Genomic DNA, 16346 nt, shown 5'->3' with positions numbered 1-16346 from the left:
ATGTCGAAGATCGTCGATGCGAAGGTCATCGTCACCGCGCCCGGCCGCAACTACGTCACGCTCAAGCTCACCACTGACGACGGCGTGGTGGGCTGGGGCGACGCCACGCTCAACGGTCGCGAGCTCGCTGTGGCGTCCTACCTGCGCGATCACGTCTGCCCGCTGCTGCTCGGCCGCGACGCGCACCGCATCGAAGACCTGTGGCAGTACCTCTACAAGGGCGCTTACTGGCGACGCGGTCCGGTGACGATGACCGCGATCGCGGCAGTCGACATCGCCCTGTGGGACATCAAGGGCAAGATCGCCGGGCTGCCCGTCTACCAGTTGCTCGGCGGAGCGGCTCGGGACGGCGTGCTGGTCTACGCGCACGCCAGCGGCGAAGGCATTTCCGAACTGCTCGACGACGTCGCCGCACACCTGGACCAGGGCTACCTCGCGGTGCGCGCCCAAGCCGCGGTGCCCGGCGTGGACAAGACCTACGGCGTCCCGGAACGCGGCCAGAACGTGTACGAGCCAGCGTCAGCGGCGGTTCCGGCGGAGGGTCGTTGGGACACCGAGTCGTATCTGCGGTTCGCGCCGGAGGTGCTGGGCGCGGTCCGCGAGCGGTTCGGCTTCGACTTCCACCTGCTGCACGACGTGCACCACCGGCTGACGCCCATCGAAGCCGGGCGCCTCGGCCGGGATCTGGAAGAACACCGGATGTTCTGGATCGAGGACCCGACACCGGCCGAGGACCAGAGCGCGTTCCGGCTGATCCGCCAGCACACCACCACGCCGATCGCGGTCGGCGAGGTGCTCAACTCGATCTGGGACTGCCAGCAGCTCATCACCGAGCGGCTGATCGACTACATCCGCACGTCGGTGTCGCACGCGGGCGGTATCACGCACCTGCGGCGGATCTTCTCGCTCGCCGAGCTCTACGGAGTCCGGACCGGTTCGCACGGTGCCGGGGACCTCTCGCCGGTGTCGCTGTCCGCGGCGCTGCACGTCGACCTCGCGGTGCCGAACTTCGGCATCCAGGAGTACATGGGGCATGCCGAACCCGCCTCGGAGGTGTTCCGCACCAGCTACACCTTCAGCAACGGCTACCTGCACCCCGGCGACGCCCCCGGACTCGGGGTGGAAGTGGACGAGCGGGCAGCGACGGCGTTCCCGTACGACCCGCGCTACCTCCCGGTGAACCGCCGCCGCGACGGCTCGGTGCACGACTGGTGACCGGCGCACGTCTTTCGGCCCGGACCGCCCTTGGACCGACACCGCAACGGGTCGGGATCGCGCATCTGGGTCTCGGCGCATTCCACCGCGCGCACCAAGCTGTTTTCACCGAGGACGCGATGCTCGCCACCGGCGACCTTCGATGGGGCATCTGCGGAGTCACCCAGCGCAGCGGCAAGATCGCCGCGCTGTTGGACCCGCAGGATTGCCGCTACACGGTGTTGGAGCGCGGCCCGGACGCAGCACTGCCAAGGGTGGTGTCCACGTTGTGCGGTGTTCTCGACGGCAGCGCCGACCCGTCGGCCGTCGTCGCATTGCTGGCGCGCGAGGACATCCGAATCATCACGCTCACCGTGACGGAGAAGGGATACCGGCACGACCCGGCGACCGGCGACCTCAACCTGGCCGACCCGGAAATAGCGGCGGATCTCACTGACCGTCCACCGAGGACAGTCGTGGGACAGCTGTCGCGCGGGTTGCAACGCAGGGCCGAGGGCGGTGCCGGGCCGGTCACCGTGGTCAGCTGCGACAACCTGCCCGCCAACGGCCGAACCCTGCGACGGCTCGTCGAGCAGTTCATCGACGCCGCCGGAGCTCCGCAGCTTGCCGCCTGGGTGGCCGAACGCGTGCGATTTCCGTCCACAATGGTCGATCGGATCGTGCCCGCCACCACCGCCGAAGACCTGGTGGAGGTGCGGGAACGGACTGGGCTCCGCGACGAGGCTGCGGTCGTCGCCGAGCCGTTCCGGCAATGGGTGATCGAAGACGACTTCGCCACCGACCGCCCGCGATGGGAACTCGCCGGGGCGGTGCTGGTCGACGACGTCGAACCGTGGGAAACGCTCAAACTGCGGGTGCTCAACGCAAGCCACTCGATGCTGGCCTACCTCGGGTTGGGTGCTGGGTACGGCACGATCGCGGAAGCAGTGGCCGATCCGCTGTTGGCGGATGCCTGCCGGAAGCTGATCACCTCGGAGGTGGTTCCAGCTCTGAAGGCGCCGTCCGGCGTCAACGTGACCGAGTACGGGGAGTCCGTGCTCGTGCGGTTCGCCAACCCCGCGCTGCGGCACACCACCGCTCAGGTCGCCCAAGATGGCTCGCAGAAGCTCGGACCACGGCTGCTGGACACCGCATCGCAACTGCTGGCGACGGGTGCCGAACCTCGTTGGGCAGCACTCGGGGTAGCGGCGTGGATGGGGCACGTCGGGAGCGCCCGGTCCCTCGACGACCCGCTGGAGAGCGTGCTGCGCGCCGCACTCGGTGGATCTCCGGCCGACGAGGCGAGCCGACTGCTCGACATCGACCAGATCTTCGCACCGGAACTCGCTCGGCACCCCGTGTTCCGCACGGCCGTGATCACCACTTATCGGCGCCTGCTGGAACATGGCGTACGCGGCGTGCTCGCCGAGGATCTGCGCGCCTGATTCAGGCGATGCCGAGGAGGACGACTCCAGCGAGGACCACCACGGCTCCGGTCATGCGGCGGACCGGTTGCGGTTCGCCCAGGATTCGCCAGGCCAGCAGGCCCGCCAGGACGATGCTCAGTTCGCGGGCCGGGGCGACCAAGCTGACCGGGGCGAGTTGCATCGCGAACAAGACGAGGATGTAGGCCAGCGGCGACAGCAACGCCACGGCCAGGATCTCCCTGCGGTGCGCTGCCCAGATCGCCGCGATCCGGGTTCGCCGGGTCGCGGCGTACGGAACGAGCATCGCCGACCTGACTAGGTCGTTCCCCCATTCGTACGCCAGCGGGGACAGCGCCAACGCAGTCACGGCGTGGGCGTCCCACACCGTGTAGATCGCGATCAGCGAACCGGTCAGCAGCCCGAACCCGACACCAGCCAGGCTCGCACCGGAACGCGGCACCCCGTCGGACAGACCGATCACGAACACCCCGACGACCACCAGCAGCCCGCCGAGCAGCCCGATCCAGCCCGGCCGCTCCCCGAGCAGCAGCACCGCGATCAGCATCGCCAGCATCGGGCCGGTACCCCTGGCCAACGGATACACCACCGACATGTCACCAACCGCGTAGCCGCGCTGGAGCACGAGGAAGTAGGCCACGTGCAGGGTCGCGCTGACCAGCACCCCCAGCAACCAGTCACCAAGCGACGGCAGCCCGGTCCAGATCAACGACGCGGCCACCACCGGGAGGTACAGCAGCGCCGACGCAGTCGCGGTCAGCCAGACGAAACCAGCGCCAGCGGCCCCGGCCCGCTTGGCGAAGAAATTCCACCCCGCGTGCGCGAATGCGGCGGCAACAACGAGTAGCAAGGCGGCGAAGCCCACGGAACCCTCTCCGTGCCACGCGGGCGCGCGGCAGCTGGGTTCCTCCAGGCTTTTGTCCCGTCAGATGTGCGAACGCTTCCGTTCCGCGTCCGCCGGTGCCGCTCGGACCAGTCCTCCGCGCTCTTGATTGTCGATACCTGCTACGAAGCGGGAGCGGAACCCTAGGCACAGCCTTCGATGATCGTACTCCGCGTGTCCACCCCGCGGCGAGCTCCCGGCCGTGCCCGGCTGACATCTGCGCAGGTGGCCGCTGTTAACATGGACGACCGTGCCGTGCGGCATTCCGCCGTGGAGGAAACCTGCCGAGCGCAGCGCCAACAACAGCGCGGCACAACCGATTCGACAGACGAGGAAGAGGCTCGACAGTGGCCAACATCAAGTCCCAGCTCAAGCGGATCAAGACCAACGAGAAGAACCGGCTGCGCAACAAGGCCGTGAAGTCCTCGGCCAAGACCGCCATCCGCAAGTTCCGCGAGGCCGCTGACGCTGGTGAGAAGGAGAAAGCCATCGAGCTGCAGCGGGCCGCCAGCCGCGCGCTGGACAAGGCCGCCAGCAAGGGCGTCATCCACAAGAACCAGGCCGCGAACAAGAAGTCCGCGCTGGCGCGGCGCGCCAACCAGCTCTGAGCCTCGGCTTGCGAGTCGGCCCCTTCCCGGCTGGGAAGGGGCCTTTTGCTGCCCGGCTCGGGGTGGCACGTGCACCCGAGGGACGGTTTCGGCGTCAGGAACGCTGGTTGCGGAGTTCGACCAGCCGGAGAACCGTGCGTTCCAGGGCGTAGCTGGCATCCGCAGCAATGCCCTTGACCCCCGCGTTCACCTCAGCGACCGTCTGGAGTGCTTCGGCGAGCTTCGTCGGGTTCCAACCGCGGGACTGCGCCAGCGCCTTCTTGACCTTCCACGCGGGCATGCCCAGCTCACCGGCCAGCCGGAACGGATCGTTGCGACCACCAGCGGCTGCGACCCGACCGATGGTGCGCACCGAGTCCGCGAGCGCGTCGGCGATCAGCACATGCGGAACGCCGAGCTGCACCGCCCAGCGAAGCGCCTCCAAGGCACCGGCTCGGTCACCGGTCACCGCCTTCTCCGCGACCGCGAACCCGGTGACCTCCGCCCGGCCGCGGTGGTAGCGGCGCACTGCGGCCTCGTCGACCTTGCCGCCCGCGTCGGCCACCAGCTGGGTGGCCGCGGACGACAGCTCGCGCAGATCCGAGCCGACGGCCTCGATCAGCGCGGCCACTCCGCCAGCGTCGATCTTGCCGCCAGCCCGCCGCACCTCGTCGCGGACGAACGCCTCCCGGTCGGCTGGCTTGGTGATCTTGTTGCACTCCGTGACCCGCGCGCCGAGCTTCCGCAACGCGTTGGGCAGCTCCTTGGCGTGCTTGGCCCGCCCGCCCCCGCTGTGCACGACGATGAGCATGACGCCATCAGCCGGTTGCCGAGCGTGCGTCAGCAGGGCTTCGGCGATCTCCTTACCGGCGTCCTGCGCCGACTCCACGGCGAGCACGCGGCCCTCCGCGAACAGCGACGGGCTGAGCAGTTCGGCCAGTTCCGGAGGGGTGAGTTCGCTCACCTTCACCCGGCGCAGCTCGGTTTCCGGATCGGCGGCGCGGGCAGCGCCGACGGCGGCCCACAGCGCGCGTTCCACCAGCAATTCCTCGTCCCCGAGAACCAGCTGCAGCGGATCGGGGACCACGGCCGGTGCGCTCATGCACGCATCGTCGCACGCACCGACGACAGTCCCGCCATCTGGATCGGCCTGGCCAGAACCTGGCACGGTCCACTAGCGTTGCCGACACAACTGCATAGCTCATCCAGAGGGGTAGAGGGAACGGCCCGATGAAGCCCCGGCAACCGTCGTCAGCGAATCGTGTATCCGCGCGAGGCCGCTGATTGAAGTGGTGCCAATTCCGACCCGTCCGCGGGACAGATGAGGAGAGGACCTCGCGATGACCGCTGCTGCCCATGCTCAGACCGCTGCCAACAAGGCATTGGACTTGGGTAATGCCGTCGAACTGGTGTCCAAGGAAGAAGGTCACCGGCAGCCGCTGGCCCCCGAGTTCGTCTCCCTCGAAGACTTCTCCCCGCTGGAGGTCGCCTACGACTTCGGCCGGATCCGCCGGGCGGACATCGAGGCCGGACCGCGCTCGATCTGGCGCTACAAGCAGCTGCTTCCGGTCCCCTCCAACGTCGAGGAGCACCCGAACACCGAACCGGGCTGTACCAGGCTGATCCGGGCCGACAAGCTCGCCAAAGCGCTGGGCGTCAAGCGGATCTGGATCAAGGACGACACCGGCAACCCAACCCACTCCTTCAAGGACCGCGTCGTCGCGGTGGCACTGGCCGCCGCCCGCGAGTTCGGCTTCAAGGTGCTGGCCTGCCCGTCGACCGGCAACCTGGCCAACGCGGTTGCCGCGGCAGCCGCCCGCGCTGGCTGGGACTCCGTGGTGCTGGTGCCAAAGACCCTGGAACGCGCCAAGATCCTGATGAGCGCGGTATACGACGGTTCGCTGCTGGCCGTCGACGGCAACTACGACGACGTGAACCGGCTGGCCACCGAACTGGCCGCGGAGCACGAGGACTGGGCGTTCGTCAACGTCAACGTGCGCCCCTACTACTCCGAGGGTTCCAAGACGCTGGCCTTCGAAGTCGCCGAGCAACTCGGCTGGCGCATCCCCGACCAGATCGTGGTGCCGATCGCCTCCGGCTCGCAGCTGACCAAGGTCTACAAGGGATTCAACGAGTTCGGCCAGGTCGGTCTGGTGGAGCCGAACCCGGTGCGGATCTTCGGCGCCCAGGCCACCGGCTGCTCTCCGGTGTCGACGGCGTACAAGAACGGCCACGACGTGGTCCAGCCGGTGCGGCCGGACACCATCGCGCGCTCGCTGGCCATCGGCGCTCCCGCCGACGGTCCCTACGTGCTGGACATCGTGCGCAAGACCGGCGGCGCCATCGAGGACGTCAGCGACGACGAGGTCCGCGACGGCATCCGGCTGCTGGCTCGCACCGAGGGCATCTTCGCCGAGACCGCTGGTGGGGTCACCGTGGCTACCGCGAAGAAGCTCATCGAAACGGGCAAGATCGACCCGGACGCCGAGACCGTGCTGCTGATCACCGGTGACGGGTTGAAGACCCTGGACGCGGTGCAGGACCAGCTCGGCCCGAAGGCCACCGTCGCGCCGACCACCGAAGCGGTCAGCCAAGCCTTGGGCCTGTGATCCCGATCGGAGCCGAGCGGCACCGCTGCGAACGTGTCTTTGAACTGGTAGGTGCAGAACAGGCACAGTTCGGTGGCGCTGCTCGGTCGGCCTATCAACCTTCGAACTCGGCCGTCCGTTTCTCCGCAGCTGGGCATCAGCTATGACTCCGCCGCGCGCAACGGATCGCCTCGGGAGGCGTAGCGGGGGCCCTGCGGGCTGGGCAGGATGGCGATATCTCCTTCCTGGTCGGTGCGGAGCACTTTCGTGCCCGCGCGGGTGAGGGTGTCGACCACGAACGGACTCGGGTGGCCGTAGCTGTTGCCAGCTCCGACGCTGATCACAGCCAGTCGCGGACGCACTGCTTGTAGAAAACGTGGTGTGGTGTAACGGGATCCGTGGTGCGGGATCTTGAGCACATCGGCGCGGAGGTCCGCCCCGGACGACGCCAGTCGACCTTGTCCGGGCAGTTCGATGTCGCCGGTGAGCAGGACACGTCCGGCCGGAGTCGTTGCCAGCAGCACGATCGACGCGTCGTTGGCGTCGTCGGCCGACTGCATCCTGGCCAGCACCTGGTCCGGTCCCAGCACGTCGAGCACCAGGCCCGGCCAAGCTACCCGTTGCCCGGACGTCATCGGCATGATCGGAACCCGATGCGCGCGGGCATCGCGAACGACCTCGTCCAACGCCCAAGCGGGCTCCCGCAACGGACCGATCGCGACCGCGTCGACGGGGATTTTCCCCATCAGCGCGGCAAGTCCGCTGACGTGGTCGGCGTGCAGGTGGGTCAGCACGGCCAGCGGGATCCGCCGAATGCCCAGTCGGTGCAGGCATTCCGCGGCTCGCTGCGGGTCCGGCCCGGTGTCGACCACCACAGCTTCGGCCGGGCGGCCGGTGGCCAGCACCAGCCCGTCGCCCTGCCCGACGTCGCAGGCGACCATGCTCCAGCCGGGCACCGGCCAGCCCGGCAGCATGCCGCGCACCGGCGCCAGCACGAGCGCACCGAGCAACACCGCGACCGCGACCACCCAGCGAATCCGCTTGCCGCGCAAGGCGACCAGGCCAACCACCACGAGTGCGGCGAGCAGCAACCCACCGGCGGTGCCCGATGGCCAGTCGAAGGCCGCACCGGGTACCGCCGCTGCCCGGTCCGCCACCAGCAGGACCCACTCCAGCTCCGGCGCGGCCAGCCAGGCGAACACCCCGGCCAGCCAGGTCGAAACCGGTGCCGCCACGGTGGCCAGCACCCCGAACACCGTCGCCGGAGCGACAACGGGTCCGGCCAGCATGTTCGCCGGTACCGCCACCAGGCTGACCTCGCCGGAGAGGGCAGCGATCAGCGGAGCCGTGACGACGTGCGCCGCCAGCGGCACCGCGATCGCTTCCGCCACCCCGACCGGGATTCCCCTGGCGCGCAGCGCCGCCGACCACCTCGGCGCCAGCAGGACTAGTCCGGCGGTCGCCGCGACCGACAGGGCGAACCCCGCGCTCGTCGCCAGCTCTGGTCGGAACAGCAACAGGCCGATCACGCTCGCGGACAACACCGGCAACGCCGACCGCTGTCTACCGAGCACCAACGCCAACAGCGTGATCGCACCCATCACCGCTGCTCGCAGCACGCTCGGTTCCGGACCCGCCAAGATGACGAAGCCGACGAGCGCCAGCGCCGCGCCGACGGCCGACATGACCGGACCCGCACCCACCAGGTACAGCAGCCCGAGCACCGCGCCGCACACGATCGCGAGGTTGGCGCCGGAAACCGCGGTCAGGTGCGACAGCCCAGCCGTTTCGAAGTCCTGCTCCACCTCCGGTGGCAGTCCGCCGGTGTCACCGACCACCAATCCAGGTAGCAGACCTGCCGCAGCTGGGCCTAGCACCTCGGCCGACACGCGTCGCAGGCCCTCTCGCAGGTCTTCCGCGGCACGCTGCCAACCCGGTGCGGGCGTGACCTCGGTCGGCGAGTGGAATACCTGGAGTGCCGCGAGCGTGAGCTCACCGGCGTGCGGCGGGGCCAGCTTGCCGATCGCCGTCACCTGTTGCCCGGCAACGAGATCCCGCCACCCAGCAGTTGGCACCAGCAGCACCACCGGCCCTGCCGCCCGCACGCGCCGTCCGGCGATCTCGGCGGTCTGCAAGTCGGCGTGGACCGAAGACCTGTCCTGAGCTCTGCGGGCGCCGAATGACGCACCGTGCAAGGGCGTTGGTCGACTCGTCAGCGTTACCCGCAACGTTGCTCGTTCACCATGATCGACGGCCAGCCGCACCGGGTGGTGCTCGATCTCGTAGCTGCGCAACGCCATTCCCGTTGCGGCGACGCCCGTCAGCAGCAGAACCACGAGCATTCCCCTGGCCAACGGCCGAGCATGCGCCGCTCGCCACACCAACGGAATGGCCAGCAGGGCGAGCGATGCCAGTACCGCCGCCGGAACCCAACCCGCCAGCAGTCCGGTCAACGTCACGGCCCACACCGCGAGGGCGCCGGGCACCAGGCGCAGATCGATTCCCGCGGTCATACCCGCACCAACTCCCGCAACCGGGAGAACCGCGAATCACCGATGCCGCCGACTTCCCGCAACTGCTCCACCGAGTCGAACCGGCCGTGTTCGGCCCGCCACTGCACGATCCTCTTGGCGGTGACCTCGCCAATGCCTGGTAGTTCATCGAACTGCTCCTCCGTAGCTGTGTTGAGATCGATCTTTCCGTCGCCGCCGGGCTGTCCGGACTGCGCCTGCGGTGGCGCGGGCACGGCGACGTAGAGCTGTTCGCCGTCGACCAACCGGCGGGCCAGGTTGAGGCCGACAAGATCGGTGTCCGGCACCGGACCGCCCGCAGCCGCGACGGCATCGGCCACCCGATCGCCCGGCGACACGGTCACCAGACCAGGGCGCACCACTCGCCCGACGACGCTGACCACGAGCTCCGGCGGAGCCGCGGTCGTGGTCGGCAGCGGTGGCGGCGCGACGAGTGGTGGCGCGGGTTCGGCCGTCGACCGACTCGTCCACGACACCACGAACAAACCGACCAGCACGGCAGCAGCCACCAGGACGAGCGCGAGCACACCGGAGCGACCGGGGTCCACTCTGGACCGCAGCAGGGACTCCGGCAGCCACCGCCCAGCCAACCGCCGCATGGGCGAGCTGGCTGCCGTATCCGGTGGTGTCACCGAATAATCCGGTCCGGCGCGTTCCGCCGGATCATCGTGGGAAGCATGTCGCCGCAGCGTCTGCAGCCTGCTTCGGGGATCGAGCTCTTCGTCGGATTCGTTGTCGTAAGCGCGAAAGCGTTGGATGTCGAACATGCAGTCGACGGTAGGTCAACCGAATCCCATTGCGCAGCCTTATTTTTCGAATCTGTGGATAAACCAGGCCACTGTGGATAACTCGGCAATCAGATTCAGCTCGATCGTGTGGAATCCGCCCACCGAAAGGTTTTCAGGCGTCCGAACGCCACCCGTTCGGTAACACCACGACCCCGACCGCACCAGGTCCGATGTGCGCGCCGATCACCGCACCGACCTCCGAAACAACGCAGTCCACGCAGTTCCCGAGCTCACCCCGAATCCGACCAGCGAGTTGCTCGGCGCGCTCCGGCGCGGCGAGGTGGTGCACCGCGACCGCAGCCGACCCGGAACCCACCGCACCCAAGGAAATCTCCAACAACCGGGCCATGGCACGGGTGGTGGTGCGCACCTTCTCCAAGGCGTCGATGCGCCCGTCGTGCACGTGCAGCAGCGGCTTTATCGCCAATGCCGTGCCCAGCACCGCGGCGGCGGTGCCGATCCGCCCACCGCGCCGCAGGTATTCCAAGGTCTGCACGGAGAACAACGTGGTGGTGCGCTCAGCGGTCAACGCCGCGGTGCCCGCCACCCCGGCCAGTTCAGCCCCCGACTTCGCCGCCTCAGCTGCCGCCAGCACGGAAAAACCCAGGCCCATGGCGGTGGACCGGGAATCGACAACCCGGACCCGCTCGGGATCAACCTCCCGCGCGGCCAGCCGCGCCGCGTCCCAGGTGCCCGACAACTGACGGGACAGATGCACCGCCACCACGCCGTCGGCGCCGCCGTCCAGCGCTTCCTGGTAAGCCTTCGCCAACTCCTGGGGGGTGGCACCGGCGGTGGTCACCCGGTGCTTGCGGTCGAAAGCGCTCGCGAGATCACCGGGTCCGAAATCCGGTTCGTCGATCGCCGCGGCCCCATTCACGCTGACGTGCAACGGGACGGTCCGCACTGCGTATTGCGCGGCGTATCCCTCCGGCAGGTACGCCGTCGAGTCGGTGACGACTGCTATGGGCACGCCGCAACCCTACGACGTCGGCTCCGCAATGCGATCAGGACTCGGCCGGTACCCCGGCGTTGTATGCCACCAACCGCCAGCGGTGATCGCCGCCGCTGCGCAGCTTCAGCACTACCCAGTGGCAGTTCGCGACGGCGCCGAGGCTCGGCCACAGATCCACCGGCAGGCCGACCAGTCTCGCGGTCAGCGCCGTGATCAGACCGCCGTGCGCGCACAACAGGGCGGTGCCCTGGTGCTGCTGGTCGAGCTCCTCGACGACTTCGAAAGCGCGCTCGGCCACCTCGACCCGAGATTCACCGCCCGGCGGCGCCCACGCCGCGTTCGCCCGCCAGGCGCTCATCGCGCCCGGCCAGCCGTGCTCGACTTCAGCGCCGCTGAGCCCCTGCCACTCGCCCAGGTGGGTCTCGCGCAACCGCTTGTCCAACCGCACCGGAACACCGCTGACCTCGGTGAACGCCGCCGCTGTCGAGCGCGCCCGAGCGAGGTCCGAGCTCATCGCGAGGTCCGGGGCGAATCCGGCGATCACCGGTGCCGTCCGCCTGGCCTGCTCCCGGCCGGTCTCGGTCAGCGCGCTGTCCAGGTGCCCCTGGATGCGACCTGCCGCGTTGTAGTCCGTCTCCCCGTGCCGCCAGAGCACCAACCGCTCCAAGCTCACGCGTCAGTGTCCTTCGAGTCGGCGTCGACGGGCTCGTTGCGGTCTTCGAACTCGATCCGCGGGCAGTCCTTCCACAGCCGTTCCAGCTGGTAGAAGGCGCGCTCTTCGGAGTGCTGGACGTGCACCACGACATCGACGAAGTCCAGCAGGACCCACCGGCCCTCACGCGCGCCCTCCCGCCGCACCGGTTTGGTACCGGCCGCGCGCAGCTTCTCCTCGACGGCGTCCACGATTGCCTCGACCTGCCGCTCGTTGGGCGCGGAGGCGATCATGAAGCAATCGGTGATGACCAGTTGCTCGGAGACATCCAGCAGGACCACGTCGGTGGCCTTCTTGTCCGCCGCGGCCTGCGCCGCGATCAGAGCCAGTCGGCGGGCGTTCTCGGTGGCTGCCACGTCACTCCTCTCGGGTGGGCCCGGTGTGCGACCCACGCCGCTTAGAGGATAGCCAGCCCGCACCGGACCAGGCCCGACCCGTCCGCCGGGCCACAGCGGACGCCATGCCCGAGAAACCTGGTCGGCTGCAACGCCCGACGATCACCCCCGAACCTGAACCGCCTGCTACGGGCCCCATTCCGGAGTGGGTTCGCGGTAGAGGCCGCGTTTGGTGATGAACTGCACCTCAGAATTAGCTGACCAGCCACAATGGGGGCCAAGTGCGCTTTGACCAGGTGGAATGGGCTTCGTCGTTTGTCATCGTTTTCGGGTGATCGCCGTGCTCATATGTACCGGATCTGTACCGGGTGGCTCTTGCCTCTACCTGCAAGGAAGGGGTCTCTGCCCTCACCCCGTCGACCTGGCGCCAGCCCGATCAGATCGTGTCAAGGGGGCAACTTTCGATGATCACGATACGTCTTGTGGGCGAGCTTGCCCCCTTGACGCGGTCTGATAGCCCTTGTGGAGGTCGATGGGGTGAGGGCAGAGCAGCCACGACCGAACCGCAGCGTTCGATCTTGAACCCTCACCCTGTTGGCCTGCCCGTCCGGCGAGGACATCTCCCCGCGCTTCAGCGTGCCCCTTCTGGCGACTCGGGGCCGCCAGCCTTTCCCGTCCGGCTGGGCGCGGGGGCCGCTGGGGTGCCGGAGGCGGGGCCCCGGCGGTCCCCCGCTTGCCCAGCCAGGGAAAACAGCTGGCTGGCGGCCCCGAAGGGGTCGCCCTTGATGAAGAAAAGAAACTCTGAACACGAGCATCGTGGCCGCGATGGAGATCAGCCGACCGGCGTGGTCGGTTCATCGAGCAGCGCGCGGGCGAAGGCGAGAGCTTCAGCGTGAAGGTAGGAGCCGAGTTCGCCGTTCCTCATCGACAGGGAGAGCGCATCAAGCAGGCTCGCCACGTTGTACCGACTACGCGGAATCATCGGTCCTTGCCCCGCGTCGGCAAGCGCGATCGCGGGCCCCGCATCTTTCCTGACCTTGGCAGCGGCTGCGTCCAGAAGCTTGGCTTCGCGCCGCCACCGCTCGCGCTGCACCTGAGTTGACATCAACTGCACCCGCCCTACTGCCCAACGCTTGACATCAAGCCAACACAGGAGGATAGAACGTCAGTTCGAATGATCGCCAGGGGTTGAACCTTGCTGGTTTCGGACTACTGCCGTTCCTCCCGGCGCTTTGCTGCGAGCGCACGCATCTCAGCAACGACGTCTTCATAGCGCCATCGGTACTGACCGCCAGGCGTCACAAGGGCAGGCGTGATCAAGCCTTGCTGGGCATAGTTCGAGATCGTTCGTCTCGCCAGCCCTAGCCTCTTGGCCAGCTCGGCACTGGAGATCAGCGGCGAGGCATCATCGGTCATCCGGTCATCGTCAGTGCCTCGAACGGCTTATGCTGCCTTGCTTGCCTTGATATGCAGGCATTACCCTGATTACCTACTTTGCCTTGTTGGGGGTGCAGCATGACGGCCAATGCACGGCTGGCGGTGTTGGCGCGCGCAGCACAGTGGGAGCTGGACACGGCTGCGTTTGAACTGGGTGGCGGTCGGTATACACGGGAGCAGTGTTGCCGCCTGGCAGACCAGCTGACGCACCTTGCTGTCGCACTTCGCTCGGCCCCTGAAGGCTCTCCAGTTGTTGACGCGTCAGTTGGCCCCCGCCCGGCGGAGGAGCGCGCACCTGGCACATGAAGCGGCGCCGCTCGGTTTTACCAAGCAGCGCCGCTTGTTCCAGGTTCTACCGAACGAGATCGTTCATGTGATCGATGATCACTGATGCTCCACACCGCTCGAATTTCGTACGCTTACCAGGCTTATTCGCATAGGCAATGGTGCTGACATTGGCCCTGTGGGCAGCCTCGATGTCAGTTACGGAATCGCCGATCATGACACTATGCTTCGGCGACGCGCCGACCAGATCCATTGCCTGTTGCAGCAGATACGGATGCGGCTTGAGCTTCTGTATATCAGGACTCGTTCGGGCAGAGATGCCAACAACAAGCTTAGCCAGGCCCCGCGTATTCAGGTATGCAGCAATAGCATCTTCAGAATTGTTCGACACGACCACGACCAGTTTTCCGCGCGCATGAAGCGCTTTCAGTACCTCGGACGTGCCTGGGGTCGCTGGAGCAAGTGCCACCGCCCGAATTTCAAGTTCGCGCAGCCGTCGTTCCACCAAACCCGCGAAGTCGCCAAGACTAGCGGCATACTTTAGGACGTCGAAAGGATCTCGACTCTGGTCCACAGCGTCTGGTAGCTCTCCTTCGAACAAGTCTCGCAGTTCGGTTGCGACCTGATGGTTGGAAAGACCATCGAACACGGCGCATACCGGCCCGTCGAAGTCGAGCAGCACCGTACTGGCGCCGTCGATGATCTGCGCCGGGCACGTCATCGGTGAACTTCCCGCGCAACGGTATTCCAAATGCTGTCGAACCACATTTGGGATTGCTCGATAAACAGGGAGCTTAGCGACTCTTCATCAGGTTCCGCTGCGTGGTGAAACAGTGTTGCATCCTTGCCCATGAGGTCCCAAATGGGCGTTTCCTCGCCATCCAATACCACAACGTGCTCGCGCACTGGGTAGTAGCCAAAGAACGCCTCTGTCCTGTTGATCAAGTACAGCTTGAACAACGGAACGGCGGGGTACACGCGAAGTTCAGCCTTGGAATCCGCTACCAGCCCAAGGCGCCCCATCTCGTTGACCGAGTCCACGATGGCAAGGGTGTGCCGCTGCATGATGCCGGTGGCTCGCTTCCGGAACGCAGGACTGTCCTTCATGTCCTCGACTCGCGCGGGCAGCGTCCACGGGACCTCAGTGTCGGGCACAAGAAGTCGAACCCGGATAGCCTCCGGCCGCACCCGGCCGCTCCGGATCTTGTCCAGGGGCTCCGTAAGCGCCCCATGAAGGGTCTCGCCGGAGAACCCCGCAAAGTCGATCGATACTTCAGACTGCTCAAAAGCTCGCTCAAGGTGTGGCCGGAGACCAACGGGCCGCTCTGTGCGCTCCCGCACGAATACGCCGCTTCCTTGCCGCGAGACAACAAGTCCTTCATCGCGAAGGATCCGCAGTGCTTGCTGCACGGTCATACGCGCGACCCCGTAGCGCCGCGCAAGCTCTGCCTGCGACGCCAGCTTGTCGCCCGGATTGAGCCTCCTCGTGAGGATCGCTGCCCGCAGAGCATTCGCAACCTGCTGGTACGGCGGCCTTGGGTCGTCGGGGTCTAGTTCGCTCATTTGCCCAGGTTATCGCAACAACGGCCGATCTGGCTAGCCATGTTGGCCAAGCCCTTGACATGGCTAGCCAAGCTGCCCTAATCTGTACATGGCTAGCCAAGCTGGCCAGATACTCAAAGATCCGACGGAGGCTGAAGATGCTGAAGAACATTCCGGCGAACATGCAGGGCTACAAGCTGTTGATCACGGAGGCGCCGCAGCCGAAGGTGCGGGAGAACGAGAACGGTGTTCAGGAGGTCGTGACGGACCGTCAGGGCGCGCAGCAGTTCGTGGTGTCGCTGTTCGCGAAGCGGAAGACCGAACCGGGCCAGTACGCGGAGAAGGGCGAGGAGATCAAGGTGACCCTGACCGCTGATCCTGGCGATGGGTTCGAGGAGGGCACCTACGTCCAGTTGATCGACGCGACGATGAGCCACTGGCAGAACGAGCGCAACGGCCGATACAGCTCGGGGATCTCGTTCCGGGCGCACGGCCTGACCCCGGCCAGCTGAATCAGGTTCTTTTTGTAATAGCCCTTCCTATTTCTGGTTAGCGGCCGGTTCGAGTCCGGCAAGGGCACGTTTCGTTGTTGTTTGAGAATTCCATAGTGGGCCGAGCTATGCCTTTTCCGTCAAGCCATGTCCTTTTCCGGCCGCGAATGTGACAGGTCGGGGAGGGTCATGTTGGCCCCCGAACAATGGGTTTCGGGGGCTTTCATGGCCGTCATGAAAAAGGAGGTGAACGGGTTTGTCGGAAGAGAAGTCGCCGGAGGAGTTGGCGCGGAAGCGTGCGGAGCAGGAGGCGAACAACATGGCTAATCCTGCCGAGGCGCGGCATGCCGCGTGGGCACGCCGTTGAACGACGAACATCAAGGATGATCAGGGAGTGGTTTGGCAATGTCGTTGTGTTACTGCCCTGCGTGTCACATTGACCGATTCCGCTACCAGCATTCGCGGGACGAGTTCTGCAAGCACGCGGAAGGAGGTGATGGGTAGTGGGGAATGAGTACAAGCCGACGGTGATCACGGATCCGACCACGGGCGATCAGTGGATTGAGCCGGACG

At 66.9% G+C, this 16346-nt stretch carries 16 protein-coding genes and 1 riboswitch; of the genes, 5 read left to right on the top strand and 11 right to left on the bottom strand.

The window, feature by feature from the left end; all coding sequences use genetic code 11:
- Together manD and MOQ72_RS02725 are read left to right on the top strand one after the other, a co-directional pair.
- Positions 1–1215 (top strand): D-mannonate dehydratase ManD, encoded by a 1215-nt coding sequence (gene manD / locus MOQ72_RS02730; protein WP_242180342.1) that lies wholly within the window; start codon positions 1–3, stop codon positions 1213–1215.
- Complete coding sequence (locus tag MOQ72_RS02725) at positions 1212–2639, top strand: mannitol dehydrogenase family protein (RefSeq protein ID WP_242180340.1); 1428 nt, start codon at positions 1212–1214, stop codon at positions 2637–2639. Before manD ends, MOQ72_RS02725 begins: the two co-directional genes overlap by 4 nt.
- A 1-nt stretch (position 2640) precedes the next feature.
- Here MOQ72_RS02725 and MOQ72_RS02720 read toward each other — a convergent pair whose 3' ends face one another.
- Complete coding sequence (locus MOQ72_RS02720; protein WP_242180338.1) at positions 2641–3504, bottom strand: EamA family transporter; 864 nt, start codon at positions 3502–3504, stop codon at positions 2641–2643.
- Between the two features lie 365 nt (positions 3505–3869).
- Between MOQ72_RS02720 and rpsT the strand changes: the two genes are divergently transcribed.
- On the top strand, positions 3870–4130 hold the full coding sequence (rpsT, locus tag MOQ72_RS02715; RefSeq protein ID WP_242180335.1) for a 30S ribosomal protein S20: 261 nt from the start codon (positions 3870–3872) through the stop codon (positions 4128–4130).
- Between the two features lie 94 nt (positions 4131–4224).
- Here rpsT and holA read toward each other — a convergent pair whose 3' ends face one another.
- On the bottom strand, positions 4225–5211 hold the full coding sequence (gene holA, locus MOQ72_RS02710; protein ID WP_242180333.1) for a DNA polymerase III subunit delta: 987 nt from the start codon (positions 5209–5211) through the stop codon (positions 4225–4227).
- 96 nt (positions 5212–5307) lie between these two features.
- Positions 5308–5437: riboswitch (SAM riboswitch) on the top strand.
- Between the two features lie 12 nt (positions 5438–5449).
- Between holA and thrC the strand changes: the two genes are divergently transcribed.
- Positions 5450–6718: a threonine synthase gene (gene thrC, locus MOQ72_RS02705; protein ID WP_242180331.1), complete on the top strand. Its 1269-nt coding sequence runs from the start codon at positions 5450–5452 to the stop codon at positions 6716–6718.
- 140 nt (positions 6719–6858) lie between these two features.
- On the opposite strand, the gene MOQ72_RS02700 is transcribed toward thrC, so the two are convergent.
- From MOQ72_RS02700 to MOQ72_RS02660, 9 genes are all read right to left on the bottom strand, one after another.
- Positions 6859–9210, bottom strand: coding sequence for a DNA internalization-related competence protein ComEC/Rec2 (locus tag MOQ72_RS02700; protein WP_242180330.1), 2352 nt, complete (start codon positions 9208–9210; stop codon positions 6859–6861).
- Complete coding sequence (locus tag MOQ72_RS02695; protein ID WP_277953414.1) at positions 9207–9995, bottom strand: ComEA family DNA-binding protein; 789 nt, start codon at positions 9993–9995, stop codon at positions 9207–9209. Before MOQ72_RS02695 ends, MOQ72_RS02700 begins: the two co-directional genes overlap by 4 nt.
- A 133-nt stretch (positions 9996–10128) precedes the next feature.
- Positions 10129–10989, bottom strand: a complete 861-nt coding sequence (locus MOQ72_RS02690) for a DegV family protein (protein WP_242180325.1) — start codon at positions 10987–10989, stop codon at positions 10129–10131.
- 34 nt (positions 10990–11023) lie between these two features.
- Positions 11024–11644 (bottom strand): histidine phosphatase family protein, encoded by a 621-nt coding sequence (locus MOQ72_RS02685; protein WP_242180323.1) that lies wholly within the window; start codon positions 11642–11644, stop codon positions 11024–11026.
- Complete coding sequence (gene rsfS, locus MOQ72_RS02680; RefSeq protein ID WP_242180321.1) at positions 11641–12039, bottom strand: ribosome silencing factor; 399 nt, start codon at positions 12037–12039, stop codon at positions 11641–11643. The genes MOQ72_RS02685 and rsfS overlap by 4 nt, the downstream gene beginning before the upstream one ends.
- 811 nt (positions 12040–12850) lie before the next feature.
- Positions 12851–13123: a hypothetical protein gene (locus tag MOQ72_RS02675; protein ID WP_242180319.1), complete on the bottom strand. Its 273-nt coding sequence runs from the start codon at positions 13121–13123 to the stop codon at positions 12851–12853.
- A gap of 104 nt (positions 13124–13227) precedes the next feature.
- Positions 13228–13434 (bottom strand): helix-turn-helix transcriptional regulator, encoded by a 207-nt coding sequence (locus MOQ72_RS02670; RefSeq protein WP_242180316.1) that lies wholly within the window; start codon positions 13432–13434, stop codon positions 13228–13230.
- Positions 13435–13807: 373 nt separating this feature from the next.
- Positions 13808–14461 (bottom strand): HAD family hydrolase, encoded by a 654-nt coding sequence (locus MOQ72_RS02665; protein WP_242180314.1) that lies wholly within the window; start codon positions 14459–14461, stop codon positions 13808–13810.
- Positions 14458–15303, bottom strand: a complete 846-nt coding sequence (locus MOQ72_RS02660) for a GntR family transcriptional regulator (RefSeq protein WP_242180312.1) — start codon at positions 15301–15303, stop codon at positions 14458–14460. Before MOQ72_RS02660 ends, MOQ72_RS02665 begins: the two co-directional genes overlap by 4 nt.
- A 137-nt stretch (positions 15304–15440) precedes the next feature.
- On the opposite strand from MOQ72_RS02660, the gene MOQ72_RS02655 reads away from it, so the two are divergent.
- A complete protein-coding gene (locus tag MOQ72_RS02655; protein WP_242180307.1) occupies positions 15441–15794 on the top strand; it encodes a hypothetical protein in 354 nt (117 codons plus the stop codon).
- Positions 15795–16346: the final 552 nt, after the last annotated feature.

This window comes from Saccharopolyspora soli (genome assembly GCF_022678645.1).
GTDB classification, from domain to species: domain Bacteria; phylum Actinomycetota; class Actinomycetes; order Mycobacteriales; family Pseudonocardiaceae; genus Saccharopolyspora; species Saccharopolyspora soli.
Note: the sequence above shows the minus strand (reverse complement) of the source record. Positions and strands in the feature narration are given on the sequence as shown.